Origin of the sequence: Variovorax xiamenensis, assembly GCF_050916385.1 — a bacterium.
In the GTDB taxonomy this organism is placed as follows: domain Bacteria; phylum Pseudomonadota; class Gammaproteobacteria; order Burkholderiales; family Burkholderiaceae_C; genus Variovorax.
Window position 1 is genome coordinate 1896610 of record NZ_CP139038.1, and the last position, 16272, is coordinate 1912881.

Here is a 16272-nt window from a genome sequence, read left to right on the forward strand (position 1 = left end):
CAGGGGCCCAGGTGCGCCATCTGAAAAAAGCCGGGGCCACTGCTGAAAAGAATTCAGCCCGCCGCCCGCCCGGGAGGCGCGCTCAGGCTGCCCGCTCTCGCAGCGCCTCGCGCAGCCACTCGACGAAGGTGGCGCATTCCCAGCGCTCCATGGCGCCGGGCCGCCAGCACAGGAAGTAGGCATTGGGCGAGGGCACGCTGCGCTGGGACAGCCGCACCAGCCGGCCGTTGTCGAGCCAGGCGCTGCCCAGGCGCAGGTGCATCAGCACCACGCCGAAGTCCTCGGCAGCCGCGTCGAGCGCCAGCCCGAGGTCGTTGAACTGGTGGCCGGTGGCGGGTTCGGGCAGGCCCACGCCGCAGGCCTTGAACCAGGTGCGCCACGATTCCAGCGGCGTGCGCAGCAGCTGCGCGCGCGAAACCTCGGCATCGGTGTCGAAGCTGCCGAAAGGGCCGTGGCGTTCGAGATAGGCGGGGCTGCACACCGGGGAGACGTCGTCGGCCAGCAGCTGGACGAACTCGCGGTCGTGGAACGGGCCGGTGCCGAAGCGCAGCTCGATGTCGGCTTCTTCCGCCGTGGTGTTGCGCACCGGCATGGTCACCTGCAGCATCAGCTCGATGTTCGGGTACGCGTCGCGGAAGCGCGCCAGCCTCGGCAACAGCATCTGCCGCGAGAAGGTCGGCGTGACGGCAACGCGCAGCCGCCGCACCTGCGATTCGGGCTCGCGCCCCGGCACCTGCCGCAGCGCCGCGATGGCCTCGCGCACGCGCGCCAGGTAGGCCATGCCGTCGGCGCTGAGGCTGAAGTCGTTGCCCGTGAAGAACTTGAGCCCCAAGAGCAGCTCGAGCTGGCGGATGCGGTGGCTCACCGCGCTGGGCGTCACCGCGAGCTCTTCTGCGGCGAGGTTCACGCTGCGCAGCCGTGCGACGGCCTCGAAGGCCTGCAGGCCCTGTGTCGAGGGGAGACGCGGAGAAACCATCTTTTGTCGGGAGGGGTAGCGGGGTAGGATGGTATCGAACGCTCCCGGTCCAGCCCCGACCGGGGCACCGGCTCTGAAGAATTTCCAACAACAAGGAGACGAGCGCATGGTCTGGCAACAGGTTTACAACCCCTTCGGCAACATGATCGTATCGACGGCGCTGGCCGCGATACCGGTGGTGGTGATGCTGGTGTGCCTCGGGTTGCTTCACGTCAAGGCGCACTACGCGGCGGGGCTGGGGCTGCTGAGCGCGGTGGTCATCGCGGTGTTCGCGTTCGGCATGCCGGCCGACATGGCGGGCAAGGCGGCCTTCCTGGGCGGCATCACCGGCCTGCTGCCCATCGGCTGGATCGTGCTGAACATCATCTTCCTGCAGCAGCTCACGCAGCAGAACGGCAGCTTCCAGATACTGCAGGACTCCATTGCCGGCATAACGGAAGACAGGCGCCTGCAGCTGCTGCTCATCGCATTCGCCTTCGGTGCCTTCTTCGAGGGCGCGGCGGGCTTCGGAACGCCGGTGGCCGTTACGGCGGCCATCCTCATCGGGCTGGGCTTCTCGCCGCTCGCGGCCTCGGGGCTTTCGCTCATCGCGAATACCGCGCCGGTGGCCTTCGGCGCGCTGGGCACGCCGGTCATCACGCTGGCCAAGGTGCATGGCTACGACCTGATGGCGGTCACCGCGATGATCGGGCGGCAGTTGCCGTTCTTCTCTCTGCTGGTGCCGTTCTGGCTCATCTGGGCCTTCGCGGGGCGCAAGGGAATGATGGAGGTGTGGCCGGCCATCCTGGTGACGGGCGTGTCCTTCGCCATTCCGCAGTTCCTGGTGTCGAACTACATCGGGCCGGAGCTGGTGGACATCATCGCGGCCATCGTGTCCATGGCGTGCCTGATCGCGTTCCTGCGCGTGTGGAAGCCGAAGAAGGTCTGGACCTCGGTGTCGCTCAAGGGGCACGAGGCCGACGGCGGAGAGGCCGCGGCGGCCGTCGCGCCCACGAAGCATTCGAACGCCGCCGTGATCCGCGCATGGACGCCGTGGCTCATCCTCACCGTGTTCGTGTTCATCTGGGGCCTGCCTTCGGTGAAGATCTGGCTCAACGGCATCTTCGCGCCGAGCTTTCCCATCGACGGGCTGCACAACATGATCGAGAAGGTGGCGCCGGTGGTGCCCAAGCCCACGAAGGAGGGCGCGGTGTACCAGTTGCTGCTGCTCTCGGCCACCGGCACCGGCATCCTGGTGTCGGCGCTCGTGGGCGGTCTGGTGATGAAGTACAACCCGATCCAGCTCGTGGCCGCCTACGGCCGCACGCTGTGGCTGGTGAAGTTCTCGCTGCTCACCATCGTGCTGATGCTCGCGCTGGGCACGCTCACGCGCTACTCGGGGCTGGACACCACGCTGGGCCTGGCCTTCGCCAACACCGGCGTGCTGTATCCCTTCTTCGGCACGCTGATGGGCTGGCTGGGCGTGGCGCTCACCGGCTCCGACACCGCATCGAACGTGCTCTTCGGCGGTATGCAGAAAGTGGCGGCCGACCAGCTCGGCCTGAGCCCGAACCTGATGGGCGCGGCCAACAGCTCGGGCGGCGTGATGGGCAAGATGATCGACGCGCAGTCGATCGTGGTGGCTTCCACCGCCACGCGCTGGTTCAACCACGAGGGCGAGATCCTGCGCTACGTGTTCTTCCACTCCATCGCGCTGGCCTGCCTCGTGGGCCTGTACGTGACCCTGCAGGCCTATGTGTGGCCGTTCACGCTGATGGTCGTGAAGTGATGCCGGGCAGCGTGGCCGCCAGCGCCTGAAGCAGCCGTCGCAGGTCGTCGACCGCTTCGCGCGCGAGGGCGGGGCCACCCATCTGCGCCTTGACGATGGCGCCGTCGACGCCCAGCGCGGCAGCTTGCGCAATGGCCATGCGGCGCGGGCTTTCAAGCGATTCGGGCAGCAGCCCGGCAATCACTTCGACCATCTCGCGCTTGTGCTCGCGCGAGATGTCGCTCGCGCCGTTCACGCTGCCGCCCACCTCGACCACCGAGTTGATGAAGGCGCAGCCGCGGAAGGCCGGGTCGGCGAACCACTCGGCCATGGCGTCGGCCAGCACCTCGAGCGCCTGGCCGCCGCCGATGCGCTGCTGCGCGCCGAGCCGGCCCAGGGCATCGACGAACCACGCCATCCACAGGCCGTGCCGATGGTCGAGAAAGGCACGCACCAGGTCGTCCTTCGACGGGAAGTGCCGATAGAAGGTGACCTTGGTGACGCCCGACGTCGCGATGACGCGGTCGATGCCGGTGGCGCGTATGCCGTCGGCGTAGAAGAGGTCGTGCGCGGTGCGCAGGATGCGTTCGCGCGCCGGCAGTTCGGAGATGGAAGAGATGTCCATGGCGAGATTGTAGGCATGTAGACAGGTCTGTCTACATGTGGCACATTGCGGCGCATTCCCCTTCAACGTCAATCGAAAGACCCGCCATGGAATCACGCCCGCCGCTGCCGCCCTTCACCCTCGAAACAGCCACGAAAAAAGTGCAGGCCGCCGAAGACGCCTGGAACTCGCGCGACCCCGTGCGCGTGAGCCTGGCCTACACGCCCGACACCGAATGGCGCAACCGCGCCGAGTTCGTCAACGGTCGCGAGCAGGTGGTCGAGTTCCTGTCGCGCAAGTGGGCGCGCGAGCTCGACTACCGGCTGAAGAAGCAGCTCTGGGCCTTCATGGACAACCGCATCGCGGTGCGCTTCGAGTACGAATGGCACGACGACTCCGGCCACTGGTATCGCAGCCACGGCAACGAGAACTGGGAGTTCGCGGAGAACGGCCTGATGCAACGGCGCTTCGCGAGCATCAACGATCAGCCCATCAAGGAATCGGACCGCAAGTTCCACTGGGCGCGCTGACCCCGTCTTGTTGGGAGCAAGACCTCGGCACGCCTGTTGCTTGCCATCGTGCGTTCAACAGGAGACCGCATGAACCGCAACGACGTTACCGAGAAGATCATCGCCACCAAGGTCAGCAAGGGCATCCAGTGGGCCGACGTGGCCAAGAAGGTGGGCCTCTCGAAAGAGTGGACCACCGCCGCCTGCCTCGGCCAGATGACGCTGGACGAGAAGCAGGCGAAAGTAGTCGCCAAGATCTTCGACCTCACGCCCGAGGAGCAGAAGTGGCTGCAGGTCGTGCCCTACAAGGGCTCGCTGCCCACGCCGGTGCCCACCGATCCGCTCATCTACCGCTGGTACGAGGTGGTGAGCGTGTACGGCACCACCATCAAGGAGCTGATCCATGAAGAATTCGGCGACGGCATCATGAGCGCCATCGACTTCAGCATGGACATCCAGCGCCAGGCCGACCCGAAGGGCGACCGTGTCAACGTGGTGCTGTCGGGCAAGTTCCTGCCGTACAAGACCTACTGAGAGGCCTTGCCTGCCAGCGGGGCTAGGCGTACTCGGCCGGGCGCGGCCTCTGCTGCCTGCTGGCAGGCGGGCGCATCGCACCGGCCGTGATGCCGTAGCCCTCGATGGCCCCCGCGATCGAGCGCGCCACCGCATCCACCGGCACCGCGATGCGCCGGTTGGTGCGCATGCGTTCACGCGCGTAGCTGGCCGCGATGCGCTCGGCCAGCGGATCGATGGGGCCGTGCACGTCGGGGCTCACCACCGTCACGTGCAGCCGGCCGGCATGTTCCTGCCGCAGGCCTTCGGAGATCGCGTTCACCGCGTACTGCGTGCCGTGATACACCGCCGAGCCTGGCGACAGGCCGTGCATCGCCACCGGCGCCACGTTCACGATGTGGCCCCAGCCCTGTTCCTGCATCGTCGGCAGCACCGCCGCGATGCCGAGCAGCACGCCGCGCAGGTTCACGTCGATCGTGAGTTCCCACTCCTCGATCTTGCGGTTCCACAGCGGCGACATCGGCATCACGCCCGCGGCGTTGACGAGCACGTCGATCTGCTCGTGCGTCTCCAGCGCGAATTCGGCAAAGGCTTCCACGTCGGGCCGGTGCGTCACGTCGAGCCGCTGGAAGCTCGCCGTGCCGCCCGTGGCCGTGATTTCGGCCACGAGCGCCGCGAGCCTGTCGGTGCGGCGCGCCCCGAGCACCACCTTGGCGCCGCGCCGCGCAAGCAGCCTGGCGGTCGCTTCGCCGATGCCGCTGCTCGCGCCGGTGATGAGTACGACTTTTTCCTGGATTGTGGTCATGGAGAACTCCTCGTGCTGGTCTGGCTGCCGTGGGGCGCACACTGAAATGAGCGTGGGCCGGGCATGCAGAGAAGTGTGCTTTTTCGCAAGCCCGAAGCGGTAGACGAATCGAACGCGGTTTTTGCCTGATCCTGCAAAACACGCGGCCGGCCGCATCCGGCGCTCAGCGTTGCGTAGTGCTTTCGCGGTAGAGCACCATGCCCGCGTGATACAGCACGCCGTCGCGGAATTCGCCGTCGGCCGTGAAGCCGGTGTCGTCGACGTAGTCGATGTGGTTGCCGCTGAGCATGTAGCGCCCCTGATAGGCGCTGAGGCGCGTGCCGCGCGCTTCGTCGTAGCGGCCATTAGGCAGCAGTTCGTGGCGGATGTGACCGTCTTGTGTCACCCACATGCCCACGAAGCGGTTCGGGTCTTCGAGCAGCCTTGGGCGCTGCGGCTGGGCCTGAGATGGGCCCGATGCCATGGCGAGAGACAGCGAGAGCGCGGTGAGTGCGCCGGTGCGACTTGCGGTGTTCATGGTGCGCCTTGGTTCGTGAATGGAGCGTTCATTCTTGAAAAAGGCACGGCCGCAGCGTTAGTCGCTTCATGCGAGTTTCTTGCCTGATTCCCCGAAGCTGTGGCTGTTGGAGCCATGGGCCGATGCATCCATCGGTAAGTCGCTTTGCACCATGTCGCAAGGATTGAGCAGGAGCCGGAAATCGCCGATGCTCCGTCGATGGACAACAAGCCTCCCGGGAACACGGTCCGCCCGCGCATCTACCTCGCGGGCCCGGACGTCTTTCGCCCCGATGCAAGGGAGCACTTCGTCAGGCTGACGGCCGCCTGCGATGTCGCCGGCCTCGCGGCCCTGCTGCCGGCCGATGGCAACGAAGAGCTGAGCTCCGAGGCGCCGGAGAAACAGATCTACGAAGCCAACATGCAGCGCCTTCGCGGCGCGGACGGCGTCGTCGCCAATCTCGCCAGCTTCAGGGGAATGGAGCCCGACTCCGGCACGGTGTTCGAGGTCGGCGCGGCGATCGCGCTGGGCATTCCGGTCGTGGCCTATGGCGTGCCCGAAGGCAGCTACGCCGGACGCGTGCGTGCCGCGCTGCCGTGCGAAGTCGATGCGAACGGCGTGCTGCGCGAGCGCGGCACCGGCATCGCCGTCGAGGACTTCGGCCAGCAGTTGAACCTGATGCTGGCCTGCTCGATCTCCATCGAGCTTACGCCGGAAGCGGCGTTGAAGAAGATGGCGGAGGTGCTGGCTGTCCGCCACGCGACAAAAGCTGGAAACCCCTGATCGAAGCGCCGGTAGCCAACCCCTAGGATGGTGCTCCCCCTACTGAATGGAGCACCGCATGCCGACCACCGAGACCCACTTCGAACTGACCGCCAACGACGGCGTCACGGTGGAGGTCCATCGCTGGCTGGGCACGGTGACGAAGCCGCGCGCCGTCATCCAGCTGGCGCACGGCATGGGCGAGCATTCGCTGCGCTACAGGCACCTGGCCGAATCGCTGGTGCAGGCGGGCTACGCGGTCTATGCGAACGAGCATCGCGGCCATGGCAAGGGTGCCGAGGCGCGCGGAGAACTGGGCGAGTTCGGCCCGCGCGCGTTCTCCGGGCTGGTGGACGACATGGCGCTGCTGAGCCACCACGTGCGCGGCGTGCATCCGGGCCTTCCGCTGATCCTCCTGGGCCACAGCATGGGCTCGTTCGCCACGCAGTACTACCTGGTCGAGCACAGTGCGCTGCTGGCGGGGGCGGTGCTCTCGGGCACCTCGGCGCTCGATCTGCTGGGCGCCGCGCTGCAGTCGGGCTTCAAGCTGGAAGACATGAACGCCGCGCTGCCCGACGTGCGCACGCCCTTCGACTGGCTCAGCCGCGACCCGGCGCAGGTCGATGCGTACATCGCCGATCCGCTGTGCGGGTTCACTGTCTCGGCCGAGGGGCTGGGTTCGATGTTCGCGAAGCTGGCCGACCTCACGCCCGATGCGATGCGCAAGAGCATCCGGCCCGAACTGCCTCTCTATCTGTTCATCGGCGACGAGGACCCGGTGAGCAACAAGGCCGAGTGGTTCTATCCGCTGGTGCAGCGCTACCGCGAGGCGGGGCTGCGCGACGTGTCGTGCCACGTGTTCGGCGGCGCGCGTCACGAGACGCTGAATGAACTCAACCGCGACGAGGTCGAGGCGGTGCTGCTGGCGTGGATCGCGCGGGTGGTAGGCGGCAACAACTAGCCGCCGGCCGATTCACCTACTCGCCGAACTAGCGCTTCGTTCTCTCCGCATCCGGCGCTTGCTCGTCGAGCGACTGCCGGTACCTGATGCAGCCGCGCATGAACTGCGGCCAGGCCGGAACGGCGATGGCCGGTTCGACCTTCTCGGGCAGCAGGGCCCAGAGGGCAGGGTGGTGCCAGCACAGCTCGTGGCCGCTCGAGTCCCGGTGCTCGCGAATGGCCGTGCGCAGCTTCTTCGCTTCCGTGATCAGCTGATCGCGCGACAGGGTTTCAAGGTCTTCGTCCATGCGGCGGACGCTAAGAGCATTCCGCGCGAGGGTGCGTCGGACGATGCGCCAAGAATCGGTTGGCGCCGGCGGACGGCTGACTACTTCCTGCAGTCGCCGCCGTATGACGTGGTGCCGTCCTTGCACTCGGTGAGCATCGGCTCGCCGGGGGCAGGAGCGGCAGCGGGGGCCGTTGCGGCGCCCGCGTCCTTCAGATAAACGACTTTCTTCGTGCCGAGCTCGCAGCTGCCCACCACCTGCCCGTTCGCCGACGCGTTGGCATCGATGACGGTGACGGTGAAGCGCGCCACGCCGCTCGCGGCGATCTTCGATTCGATGCGGGTGCGCAGGGCCTCGCAGTCCTCGGCGGCATGCGCAGCGCCCGCCGCGCCGGCCAGGGCCAGCACGGCGGGGAGCATCGCGAGCCAGGAGGGCTTCATGACGGCTGCCACCCGCACGATGTCAATCGGCCTTATGCCGAGGCCAGCGCCGCGTTGAGCGTGGCGCTCGGGCGCATGATGGCCGCGAACTTGACGGGGTCGGCCAGGTAGTAGCCGCCGATGTCCACGGCCTGGCCCTGCACGGCCGCCAGCTCGTCGACGATCTTCTGCTCGTTGGCGGTGAGCGTCTCGGCCAGCTTCACGAAGGCTGCCTGCAGTTCCTTGTCGTCGGTCTGCGCGGCCAGCTCCTGTGCCCAGTACATCGCCAGGTAGAACTGGCTGCCGCGGTTGTCGAGCTGGCCGGTCTTGGGCGAGGGGTTCTTGTTGTTGTCGAGCAGCTTGCCGGTGGCGGTGTCCAGCGTCTTGGCCAGGATGGCGGCCTTCTTGTTGTTCGTCTTCAGGCCCAGGTCTTCCAGGCTCACGGCCAGCGCGAGGAACTCGCCCAGCGAGTCCCAGCGCAGGTGGTTTTCTTCCACCAGCTGCTGCACGTGCTTGGGGGCCGAGCCGCCCGCGCCGGTCTCGTACATGCCGCCGCCGGCCATCAGCGGAACGATCGACAGCATCTTGGCCGAGGTGCCCAGTTCCATGATGGGGAACAGGTCGGTCAGGTAGTCGCGCAGGATGTTGCCGGTGGCGCTGATGGTGTCCAGGCCGCGGACCACGCGCTCCAGCGTGTAGCGCATGGCGCGCACCTGGCTCATGATCTGGATGTCCAGGCCCGTGGTGTTGTGCTCGTGCAGGTACATCTTGACCTTGGTGATCAGCTGCGCCTCGTGCGGACGGTAGGCGTCCAGCCAGAACACCACCGGCATGCCGGAGTTGCGCGCGCGGTTGACGGCCAGCTTCACCCAGTCGCGGATCGCGGCGTCCTTGACCTGGCACATGCGCCAGATGTCGCCTTGCTCCACGTCTTCGCTCATCAGCACTTCGCCGGTGTCCAGGTCGGTGATGTTGGCGACGCCGTCTTCGGGGATCTCGAAGGTCTTGTCGTGCGAGCCGTATTCCTCGGCCTTCTGCGCCATCAGGCCCACGTTGGGCACGGTGCCCATGGTCTTGGGGTCGAAGGCGCCGTGCCACTTGCAGAAGTTGATCATCTCCTGGTAGATGCGGGCGAAGGTCGATTCGGGCATCACGGCCTTCACGTCCTTCAGGCGGCCGTCGGCGCCCCACATCTTGCCGCCGTTGCGGATCATCGCGGGCATGGAGGCGTCCACGATCACGTCGTTGGGCGAGTGGAAGTTGGTGATGCCCTTGGCCGAGTCGACCATGGCGAGTTCGGGGCGGTTCTCGTGGCAGGCGTGCAGGTCGCGCTTGATCTCGTCCTGCGTGCTCTGCGGCAGCGTGGCGATCTTGTTGTAGAGGTCGACCATGCCGTTGTTGACGTTGATGCCCAGCTCGTCGAACAGCTTGCCGTGTTTCTCGAAGGCTTCCTTGTAGAAGATCTTCACGCAGTGGCCGAACACGATGGGGTGCGAGACCTTCATCATGGTGGCCTTGACGTGCAGCGAGAACATCACGCCGGTCTTGCGCGCGTCCTCGATTTCCTTTTCATAGAAGGCCAGCAGTGCCTTCTTGCTCATGAACATGGAGTCGATGACCTCGCGGTCGAGCAGGGCGACCTTGGGCTTGAGAACGATGGTCTTGCCGCTCTTGGTGATCAGCTCCATCTTCACGTTGCGCGCGCGGTCCAGGGTCATGGACTTTTCGCCGTGATAGAAGTCGCCGCCGTGCATGTGCGAGACGTGCGAGCGCGATGCCTGGCTCCAGTCGGCCATGCTGTGCGGGTTCTTGCGGGCGTATTCCTTGACGGCCTTGGGTGCGCGGCGGTCGGAGTTGCCTTCGCGCAGCACGGGGTTCACGGCGCTGCCGGTGCACTTGTTGTAGCGCGCGCGGATGTCCTTGTCCTCGTCCGTGGTCGGGTTCTCGGGGTAGTCGGGGATCTTGTAGCCCTTGCCCTGCAGTTCCTTGATGGCGGCCTTGAGCTGGGCGACCGAGGCGCTGATGTTGGGCAGCTTGATGATGTTGGCTTCGGGCTTGAGCGTCAGCTTGCCCAGTTCGGCGAGGTTGTCCGGCACTTTCTGGTCGTCGCTCAGCAGCTCGGGGAACTCGCCCAGGATGCGGGCCGCCACCGAGATGTCGCTGGTTTCGACGTTGATCCCGGCCGGGTTCGTGAAGGCGCGGATGATGGGCAGGAACGCGTAGGTCGCCAGCAGGGGCGCCTCGTCGGTGAGGGTGTAGACGATGGTTGGTTGCTTCGAGCTCATGCGCTTCTTCCGTAGATCCTGGTTGTCGGGGTGGCTGGAACTTCCGGCTGTCGGGGGCTAGCCCGCTTTTTTCCGGAATCCCCGATTGTCGCCCGCCGGGACCGTGTTTCGCCATGCGGGTTGCGAAGCCCCCGGCGCGAAGCGCGTCTTAACGGGGCTCCGGCTGGCCGGATGCCTCTTTTTCGAGCATTTCCCGGGCCAGGTCGACGAAGGCGCGCAGTTTGGGCGCCTGGGCGGCGCGGCGCGGAAAGTACAGGAACAGCCCCGGCTCCTCGAAGGCCGAGCGCGGCAGCAGCTGGCGCAGGCGGCCCTCGCGCAGTTCGGCGCGCACCAGCGGCTCGAAGATGTAGGCGATGCCCACGTCGGCCAGCGCCAGGTCGCGGGCGTAGAGCGCGTCGGTGACGCGCACCGTGCCCGGCACCTCGACCGAGACATGGGCGCCGCCCTCGTCGCGCAGGTCCCAGGCGTACACGCCGCCCGAGGTGACAAAGCGGAATCCGATGCAGTTGTGCTGCTGCAGCGCCTCGATGCTGCGCGGCTCGCCGGCCGCCTCCAGGTAGCGCGGCGTGGCCACCATGATGGCCTCGAAGGGCGGGGTGAGCCGCACCGCCACCATGTCCTGCGCAACGGTATGGCCCAGCCGCACGCCGGCGTCGTGGCTGCTGGCGACGATGTCGGCCAGGCCGTCGTCGCAGGTGATCTCGACCACCAGTCCCGGGTGGCGGCGCGCCATTTCGGCCACCAGCGGCGTCATGGCCAGCGGCAGCGCCACGTGGGGCGCGTTGATGCGCAGCACGCCGCTCACCCGCCCGAGCGATTCACCGAAGCGGTCCACGGCGTCGGCGATCTCGCCCATGGCCGGCGAGAGCATGCCGATGAAGCCTGCGCCTGCCTCGGTGAGCCGCACGCTGCGGGTGGTGCGCGCGAAGATCGGCTGGCCCAGGTGGTCCTCGACGGCGCGCACCGCATGGCTCACGGCCGAGGCGCTCATGCCCAGTTCGGCCGCGGCGGCGGCGAAACCGCCGCGCCGGTGCACGGCCAGCACGATGGCGAGGTGCGGGAGCAGGGCGCGGTCCATTCATGCATCGTATCGCACAGTGCATTCGATTTGATCTATCTAGTCGTCGAGTGCGAATGCTGGGACAGTCACGCCATGCCTTCACGGCAACCCCCGACAACCAAGCAAGGAGCCAGCACCATGACCAACACTTCCAACATCGCCAGCATCTCTTCGCAAGCCCGCCAGACCTGGTTCATCACGGGCGCCGCCTCCGGCTTCGGCCACGCCTTCGCCGAACATGCGCTGGCGCAGGGCCACAACGTCGTCGCCACCGCCCGCGACGCCGGCCGCCTTGCCGATCTCGTGGCGCTGGCACCCGAGCGCGTGCTGGCCACGCCGCTGGACGTGGACGCGGCCGGCGCCGCCGAAGCGGCCGTCGAGGCGGCTGTGGCGCGCTTCGGCCGCATCGACGTGCTCGTCAACAACGCCGGCTACGGCGTCGTCGGCGCGCTCGAGGAAACCGGCGACGCCGACCTGCGCGCGCTGATGAACACCAACTTCTTCGGCGCCATGGCCGTCACCCGTGCCGCGCTTCCGGTGCTGCGCGCGCAGAAGTCGGGCGCCATCGTCAACATCTCCAGCCTCGGCGGGCAGCTGTCGTTCGCGGGCTTCAGCGCCTACTCGGCCTCCAAGTTCGCGCTGGAAGGCGCCTCGGAAGCGCTGGCGCAGGAAGTAGCGCCCTTCGGCATCAAGGTGCTGATCGTCGAGCCGGGCCAGTTCCGCACCCAGCTCGCGGGCAGCGGCATGCGCCACATGCCGGTGATCGAGGCCTATCAGCCGGTGGTCGGCGCCACCCGCGAGTTCGCGCACAGCATGCACAACACGCAGGCGGGCGATCCGCGCAAGGCCGCGGTGGCCATCGCGAAGGCGCTGGAGGCCGAGCACACGCCGCTGCGGCTGCAACTGGGCGGCGACTCGGTCGACGCGGTGCGTGCCCATGCGCAGGCGATGCTCAAGGACATGGAAGCCTGGGAAGCGGTGAGCCGCAGCACCGACTTCGACGCGGCGGCCTGAAACAACCGAAGGCCGGCTTCAGGCCAGCGGTAGCTCGATGGTGGCCGCCAGCGGCACGGTGTCGATGCGCGCCGCGCTGGCCACGATGACCCCTTGCTTCGACTGACCCGCAAAGCCCGAGAGCGTGGCCCACAGGCATCGCGTCGAGGGCATGTCCAGGCCCGCGGTCGGCTCGTCGAGCAGGATGAGCGGCCGGCCCGATGCCAACCCGGCCGCCATCCACACCTTTCGCTTCGAGCCGGTCGAGAGCATGAACATCTTCTTGTCCAGGTGCGGAGCCAGCGAGAAGCCGTCGGCGATGGCCTGCCACTTCGCCTGGTCGAAGCCCGCGTCGCCCTCGGCGAGCGAAGCGGTGCATTCGCGGGCGGTGAGCTGGTCGAAGCGGTCGGTCTCGGGGGCGACGAAGAACACCTGGCGGCGGTAGGCCTCGGGCGCGGTGTCGAAGCTCGCGCCCGCCACCGTCAGCCGCCCGGAGGCGGGAAGCGCGCCGGCAATCACGCTGAGCAGCGCCGACTTGCCGGTACCGGTGTCTCCGTAAAGCAGCGTGACGCCTGGGCCGACGGATGCGTTCCAGCCAGTTACCAGCGCGGGTTGGTCGGGGTAGGCGAAGCCCAGCGCGTCGATCCGGAGAAGGGCGGGAGAAGAAGGATTCATGGTCGCGTGCGACTTTATCAACCGCGCCCCCCGTCGGTGGCTACCATCCGGCTCCATGAGAAAACTGCCGTGCCTGCTCGCTCTGCTGTCGTTCGCCGCCCCGGTGCTTGCCGCTCCCGACCTTTCCGCGCCGTCGGCGCAGGTGTTCGATGCGGTGAAGAAGCCCGATTCGCTCGATGCGCAATGGCGCACGCGCCTGTGCGCGTTGTTGCCGCAGCCCTGCAACGCGCAGCAGCTGGGCCTTTACCGTCCGCGCGGCGCCGCACCCGGCGACTACGTGGTGCTCTCCGCCGAACCGCTGGCCATGGCGCGCGTCAGGCGCGATGCCGGCGACGCGAAGGGCTGGCAGCTCGCTCGTCTCCACGATTTCTCCGACTACGCGCAGGCCCTGAAGAAGGACAGCGAAGCCAGCCGGTCCGAGGCGCGCCTCTCGCTCGCGCCGGCGCTCTATCCGGTGGCGGAGGGCAAGTGGGCCGCGGCAGTGCTGCAGACGGTGTCGGAAGGGTATTCGGGCGGCGGCGCGTCGTTCGACACCGCCGACTTCGTGCCGCTCGAAGGCGGCAAGGCGGTACAGGAGGGCATTCCGTTCTCGTGCTCCAAGATGATCCGCGCCTGCTTCAGCGAGAAGGAATACAAGACCTCGAAGCACTGCCACGACGAGAGCTTCGGCAGCCTGCGCATCGCCTACGGCGAGACGTTCAAACCCGGCGCGCCCTACGACTGGCAATACACCTGGGTGCAGACCGAGTGGCCGCAGAACGAGCCGCGCAGCGCCGCAACCACCACGCGCGTGCTGTTCACCGCGAAGACCACCGAGCGCGCGGGGTTCTGCGACGGGCCGCAGTGATCTGGTTGGGCGGCCGGCCGTCGCTCAGTGCCGCGGCACGGTCGTCGTGCCCACGTGCATCGTGCGTCCTGCCCCCAGCCCCGCGATCACGAGCGCGATGCCCAGCCCGATGAAGAGCCACGACGAGGCGCGGAAGCTCCCCGTCCAGCCGTGCAGCAGGCCGGCCACAAGCGGACCGAAGGCGGCCACCATGTAGCCCACGCCCTGCGCCATGCCCGAGAGGTGCGCGGCCACGTGCGAATCGGGCGATCGCAGCACGATCATCGTGAGCGCCAGCGCGAAGGTGCCGCCTTGCGCGATGCCCAGCAGCACGGCCCAGGCCCACACGCCGAACACGCCATCCAGCGGCGCGAACAGCATCGCCAGCATCGCGCCCACGGTGAGCATCGCCAGCGCGACGGCCAGGCCGCGCTGGTTGCGCAGCTTCACCGCCAGCGCCGGCACCACGAGGCAGGTCACCACCTGCGTCATGACCGACAGCGACACCACGTAGCCCGCGGTTTCGCTGCCGAGCCCGCGCTCGCGCAGGATCGGCGCGAGCCAGCCCATCACGATGTAGGCGAGGGCGGACTGCAGGCCCATGAAGAAGGTGACCTGCCAGGCCAGCCTGTCGCGCCAGAGGCCGCGCACCGTGAAGCCCGACTCGCTCGCCACCGGCTTCAGCGGCAGCGCCTGCGGCGCCCAGATCAGCGTGACCAGCGCGGCCGGCACGGCCCACATCGCGAGCGCCATGGTCCAGCCGCCGCCCAGTGCGTGCTCGATGGGCACCGTGAGGCCGGCGGCGCTCGCCGCGCCGCCGCACACGGCCATGGTGTAGAGGCCCATCATGAGCGCCGCCTGCGAGGCGAAGTCGCGCTTCACCAGGCCCGACAGCAGCACGTTCGACACCGCGATGCCGCTGCCCGCGATGGCCGACGCCAGGAACAGCAGCGGGATGTTGCCGGTGCCGCGCAGCACCGTGCCGACCAGGATCAGCACCATGCAGCCGAGCAGCGTGCGCTCGGTACCGAAGCGGCGGCCCAGGCCCGGTGCGAGCGGCGCGAACACGCCGAGGCAGACGATGGGCAGCGTGGTCAGCAGGCTCGCGGCGGTGGCGGAAAGGCCGGTGGCCTTGATGATTTCCGGCAGCACCACCGAGAGGCTGGCGAACACCGGGCGCAGGTTGAAGGCGATCAGCACCACGCTGGCGCCGAGCAGGATGCGGCGCGCAAGTGTGGGCGCTGGCGTGGGGCGCGGCGCGGGCATGCTGTCGGCCTCGGCGTCGATCAGCAGTTCGTCGCCGGAATGATGGGAAGAAGAGGAGGGCGTGGCTGCGGCATTGCCGCGCGCGAGGGTGGCCGAATTCATCACGAGCCCAGCGCCAGCGCGTTGATCATCGGCGCCATGAAGGTGCGCACCGCCGCGGCCGCCACGTCGGGGTCGCGGCTGGCGATGCCTTCGATGATGGCGCGGTGCGCGGCCTCGTCGGGCTCGGGCAGGGCGCTGCCCAGCGAGCTCGCGATGGTCTCCTTGATGTAGCCCGTGATGAAGCGGCAGGTTTCGGCCAGCGCGAGGTTGCCCGAGATGTCGACGATCGCGAGATGGAAGGCAAGGTCGCGTTCGACGAAGGCCGCGCCGTTGTCGGCGGGATCGAAGGTGCCGCGCTTGTCGAGCAGCACGTGCAGGCGGCGCAGGTCGCGCGCCGTGTGGCGCACCGCGGCGAGCCGGGCGGCTTCCACCTCGAGCGCGCGTCGCACCTCGAACTGGTCGCGCAGGCTGGCGAGCCGCATCTTCTGCAGGCTGGACGAGGGATCGAAGCCCGAGCGCACATAGGTGCCCGAGCCCTGGCGCACTTCGAGCAGCCCGCGCGACACCAGCGTCTTGACCGCCTCGCGCACCGTGCCCCGGCTCACGCCCAGCAGCTGCGCGAGCTGCGGCTCGATCGGGATGCGGGAACCGACGGCCCAGCGGCCGGCGGAGATCTCGGCGCGGATGCTGTCGGCGGCGGTGTCTGCAAGGGAGGTGCGGGGAGCTTGGGCAAGCATCGGGAGTGAGCCTGGTCGTTCAATCATTGGATGAATTTTGCCCCCAAACAGAAACCGGATTCTGCACGCGGCGATTGATCCGCACATGGCCTTTATGAAAACCGCAACCCCTGTCTACGAATCGCGCAAGCCGATTTCGCGGATTTATCCTCATTAAGTGAATTTTTCCCGGCCTTGGGCAGCTGTTGCCGAAAGTGTTGCTCGCGCGGAGCGTCCTGTCAGAGAATGAAACTAAAGGTAGCTTGTGAATCCGCAAGTTGTCCTGCCCCGTGGTCCGGCCCTCCCTTCCCGACCGTCATGCGGGGCGTTCAGGGAGCGCCAGAAAAAACGG

General features: G+C 67.7%; 18 protein-coding genes. 7 read left to right on the forward strand and 11 right to left on the reverse strand.

All coding sequences use genetic code 11. The annotated features are described in order from the left end of the window. Positions 1-82: 82 nt before the first annotated feature. Positions 83-976, reverse strand: coding sequence for a LysR substrate-binding domain-containing protein (locus SFB74_RS08245; protein WP_432730298.1), 894 nt, complete (start codon positions 974-976; stop codon positions 83-85). A gap of 106 nt (positions 977-1082) precedes the next feature. Between SFB74_RS08245 and SFB74_RS08250 the strand changes: the two genes are divergently transcribed. Then, entirely contained in the window at positions 1083-2744 is a 1662-nt protein-coding gene (locus tag SFB74_RS08250) for an L-lactate permease (protein ID WP_432730299.1), read from the forward strand. Here SFB74_RS08250 and SFB74_RS08255 read toward each other — a convergent pair. After that, positions 2722-3348 carry a TetR/AcrR family transcriptional regulator gene (locus tag SFB74_RS08255; RefSeq protein ID WP_432730300.1) on the reverse strand — a complete coding sequence of 209 codons (627 nt, stop codon included), beginning with the start codon at positions 3346-3348 and terminating at the stop codon, positions 2722-2724. The two genes, SFB74_RS08250 and SFB74_RS08255, sit on opposite strands and share 23 nt — an antisense overlap. Positions 3349-3434: 86 nt before the next feature. On the opposite strand from SFB74_RS08255, the gene SFB74_RS08260 reads away from it, so the two are divergent. Next, on the forward strand, positions 3435-3857 hold the full coding sequence (locus tag SFB74_RS08260) for a DUF1348 family protein (protein WP_432730301.1): 423 nt from the start codon (positions 3435-3437) through the stop codon (positions 3855-3857). 69 nt (positions 3858-3926) lie between these two features. Continuing rightward, positions 3927-4370, forward strand: coding sequence for a cyanase (gene cynS / locus SFB74_RS08265; RefSeq protein ID WP_432730302.1), 444 nt, complete (start codon positions 3927-3929; stop codon positions 4368-4370). A gap of 22 nt (positions 4371-4392) precedes the next feature. Here cynS and SFB74_RS08270 read toward each other — a convergent pair whose 3' ends face one another. Next, positions 4393-5154 (reverse strand): SDR family oxidoreductase, encoded by a 762-nt coding sequence (locus tag SFB74_RS08270; RefSeq protein ID WP_432730304.1) that lies wholly within the window; start codon positions 5152-5154, stop codon positions 4393-4395. A gap of 163 nt (positions 5155-5317) precedes the next feature. Then, on the reverse strand, positions 5318-5671 hold the full coding sequence (locus tag SFB74_RS08275; protein ID WP_432730305.1) for an Atu4866 domain-containing protein: 354 nt from the start codon (positions 5669-5671) through the stop codon (positions 5318-5320). Positions 5672-5869: 198 nt separating this feature from the next. On the opposite strand from SFB74_RS08275, the gene SFB74_RS08280 reads away from it, so the two are divergent. Continuing rightward, complete coding sequence (locus SFB74_RS08280; protein WP_432730307.1) at positions 5870-6433, forward strand: nucleoside 2-deoxyribosyltransferase; 564 nt, start codon at positions 5870-5872, stop codon at positions 6431-6433. Between the two features lie 58 nt (positions 6434-6491). Next, positions 6492-7373: a lysophospholipase gene (locus SFB74_RS08285; RefSeq protein ID WP_432730308.1), complete on the forward strand. Its 882-nt coding sequence runs from the start codon at positions 6492-6494 to the stop codon at positions 7371-7373. Positions 7374-7401: 28 nt separating this feature from the next. Here the strand turns inward: SFB74_RS08285 and SFB74_RS08290 are convergent, their stop codons facing one another. The 4 genes from SFB74_RS08290 to SFB74_RS08305 form a co-directional block, all read right to left on the reverse strand. Further along, positions 7402-7659: a hypothetical protein gene (locus SFB74_RS08290; protein WP_432730309.1), complete on the reverse strand. Its 258-nt coding sequence runs from the start codon at positions 7657-7659 to the stop codon at positions 7402-7404. An 80-nt stretch (positions 7660-7739) separates the two neighbouring features. Then, positions 7740-8078: a DUF1161 domain-containing protein gene (locus SFB74_RS08295; protein ID WP_432730310.1), complete on the reverse strand. Its 339-nt coding sequence runs from the start codon at positions 8076-8078 to the stop codon at positions 7740-7742. A gap of 32 nt (positions 8079-8110) precedes the next feature. Further along, positions 8111-10342, reverse strand: coding sequence for an NADP-dependent isocitrate dehydrogenase (locus SFB74_RS08300; protein WP_432730311.1), 2232 nt, complete (start codon positions 10340-10342; stop codon positions 8111-8113). A gap of 148 nt (positions 10343-10490) precedes the next feature. Then, the gene (locus tag SFB74_RS08305) at positions 10491-11420 is read right to left on the reverse strand and encodes a LysR family transcriptional regulator (RefSeq protein WP_432730312.1); all 930 of its coding nucleotides are present in this window, start codon (positions 11418-11420) and stop codon (positions 10491-10493) included. Between the two features lie 120 nt (positions 11421-11540). On the opposite strand from SFB74_RS08305, the gene SFB74_RS08310 reads away from it, so the two are divergent. After that, the gene (locus SFB74_RS08310; protein WP_432730313.1) at positions 11541-12416 is read left to right on the forward strand and encodes an oxidoreductase; all 876 of its coding nucleotides are present in this window, start codon (positions 11541-11543) and stop codon (positions 12414-12416) included. A gap of 18 nt (positions 12417-12434) precedes the next feature. Here SFB74_RS08310 and SFB74_RS08315 read toward each other — a convergent pair whose 3' ends face one another. Then, positions 12435-13070, reverse strand: a complete 636-nt coding sequence (locus tag SFB74_RS08315; RefSeq protein ID WP_432730314.1) for an ABC transporter ATP-binding protein — start codon at positions 13068-13070, stop codon at positions 12435-12437. Positions 13071-13125: 55 nt separating this feature from the next. On the opposite strand from SFB74_RS08315, the gene SFB74_RS08320 reads away from it, so the two are divergent. Further along, positions 13126-13917: a hypothetical protein gene (locus tag SFB74_RS08320; protein WP_432730316.1), complete on the forward strand. Its 792-nt coding sequence runs from the start codon at positions 13126-13128 to the stop codon at positions 13915-13917. A 24-nt stretch (positions 13918-13941) separates the two neighbouring features. Here SFB74_RS08320 and SFB74_RS08325 read toward each other — a convergent pair whose 3' ends face one another. After that, positions 13942-15264: a CynX/NimT family MFS transporter gene (locus SFB74_RS08325; RefSeq protein WP_432730319.1), complete on the reverse strand. Its 1323-nt coding sequence runs from the start codon at positions 15262-15264 to the stop codon at positions 13942-13944. Then, entirely contained in the window at positions 15264-15941 is a 678-nt protein-coding gene (locus SFB74_RS08330; RefSeq protein WP_432730320.1) for a FadR/GntR family transcriptional regulator, read from the reverse strand. The genes SFB74_RS08325 and SFB74_RS08330 overlap by 1 nt, the downstream gene beginning before the upstream one ends. Positions 15942-16272: the final 331 nt, after the last annotated feature.

Bases quoted from the DNA above. Each gene is read 5' to 3' on its own strand.
- SFB74_RS08245 (WP_432730298.1), bottom strand. From the start codon at position 976: ATGGTTTCTCCGCGTCTCCCCTCGACACAGGGCCTGCAGGCCTTCGAG.
- SFB74_RS08250 (WP_432730299.1), top strand. From the start codon at position 1,083: ATGGTCTGGCAACAGGTTTACAACCCCTTCGGCAACATGATCGTATCG.
- SFB74_RS08255 (WP_432730300.1), bottom strand. From the start codon at position 3,348: ATGGACATCTCTTCCATCTCCGAACTGCCGGCGCGCGAACGCATCCTG.
- SFB74_RS08260 (WP_432730301.1), top strand. From the start codon at position 3,435: ATGGAATCACGCCCGCCGCTGCCGCCCTTCACCCTCGAAACAGCCACG.
- cynS (WP_432730302.1), top strand. From the start codon at position 3,927: ATGAACCGCAACGACGTTACCGAGAAGATCATCGCCACCAAGGTCAGC.
- SFB74_RS08270 (WP_432730304.1), bottom strand. From the start codon at position 5,154: ATGACCACAATCCAGGAAAAAGTCGTACTCATCACCGGCGCGAGCAGC.
- SFB74_RS08275 (WP_432730305.1), bottom strand. From the start codon at position 5,671: ATGAACACCGCAAGTCGCACCGGCGCACTCACCGCGCTCTCGCTGTCT.
- SFB74_RS08280 (WP_432730307.1), top strand. From the start codon at position 5,870: ATGGACAACAAGCCTCCCGGGAACACGGTCCGCCCGCGCATCTACCTC.
- SFB74_RS08285 (WP_432730308.1), top strand. From the start codon at position 6,492: ATGCCGACCACCGAGACCCACTTCGAACTGACCGCCAACGACGGCGTC.
- SFB74_RS08290 (WP_432730309.1), bottom strand. From the start codon at position 7,659: ATGGACGAAGACCTTGAAACCCTGTCGCGCGATCAGCTGATCACGGAA.
- SFB74_RS08295 (WP_432730310.1), bottom strand. From the start codon at position 8,078: ATGAAGCCCTCCTGGCTCGCGATGCTCCCCGCCGTGCTGGCCCTGGCC.
- SFB74_RS08300 (WP_432730311.1), bottom strand. From the start codon at position 10,342: ATGAGCTCGAAGCAACCAACCATCGTCTACACCCTCACCGACGAGGCG.
- SFB74_RS08305 (WP_432730312.1), bottom strand. From the start codon at position 11,420: ATGGACCGCGCCCTGCTCCCGCACCTCGCCATCGTGCTGGCCGTGCAC.
- SFB74_RS08310 (WP_432730313.1), top strand. From the start codon at position 11,541: ATGACCAACACTTCCAACATCGCCAGCATCTCTTCGCAAGCCCGCCAG.
- SFB74_RS08315 (WP_432730314.1), bottom strand. From the start codon at position 13,070: ATGAATCCTTCTTCTCCCGCCCTTCTCCGGATCGACGCGCTGGGCTTC.
- SFB74_RS08320 (WP_432730316.1), top strand. From the start codon at position 13,126: ATGAGAAAACTGCCGTGCCTGCTCGCTCTGCTGTCGTTCGCCGCCCCG.
- SFB74_RS08325 (WP_432730319.1), bottom strand. From the start codon at position 15,264: ATGAATTCGGCCACCCTCGCGCGCGGCAATGCCGCAGCCACGCCCTCC.
- SFB74_RS08330 (WP_432730320.1), bottom strand. From the start codon at position 15,941: ATGCTTGCCCAAGCTCCCCGCACCTCCCTTGCAGACACCGCCGCCGAC.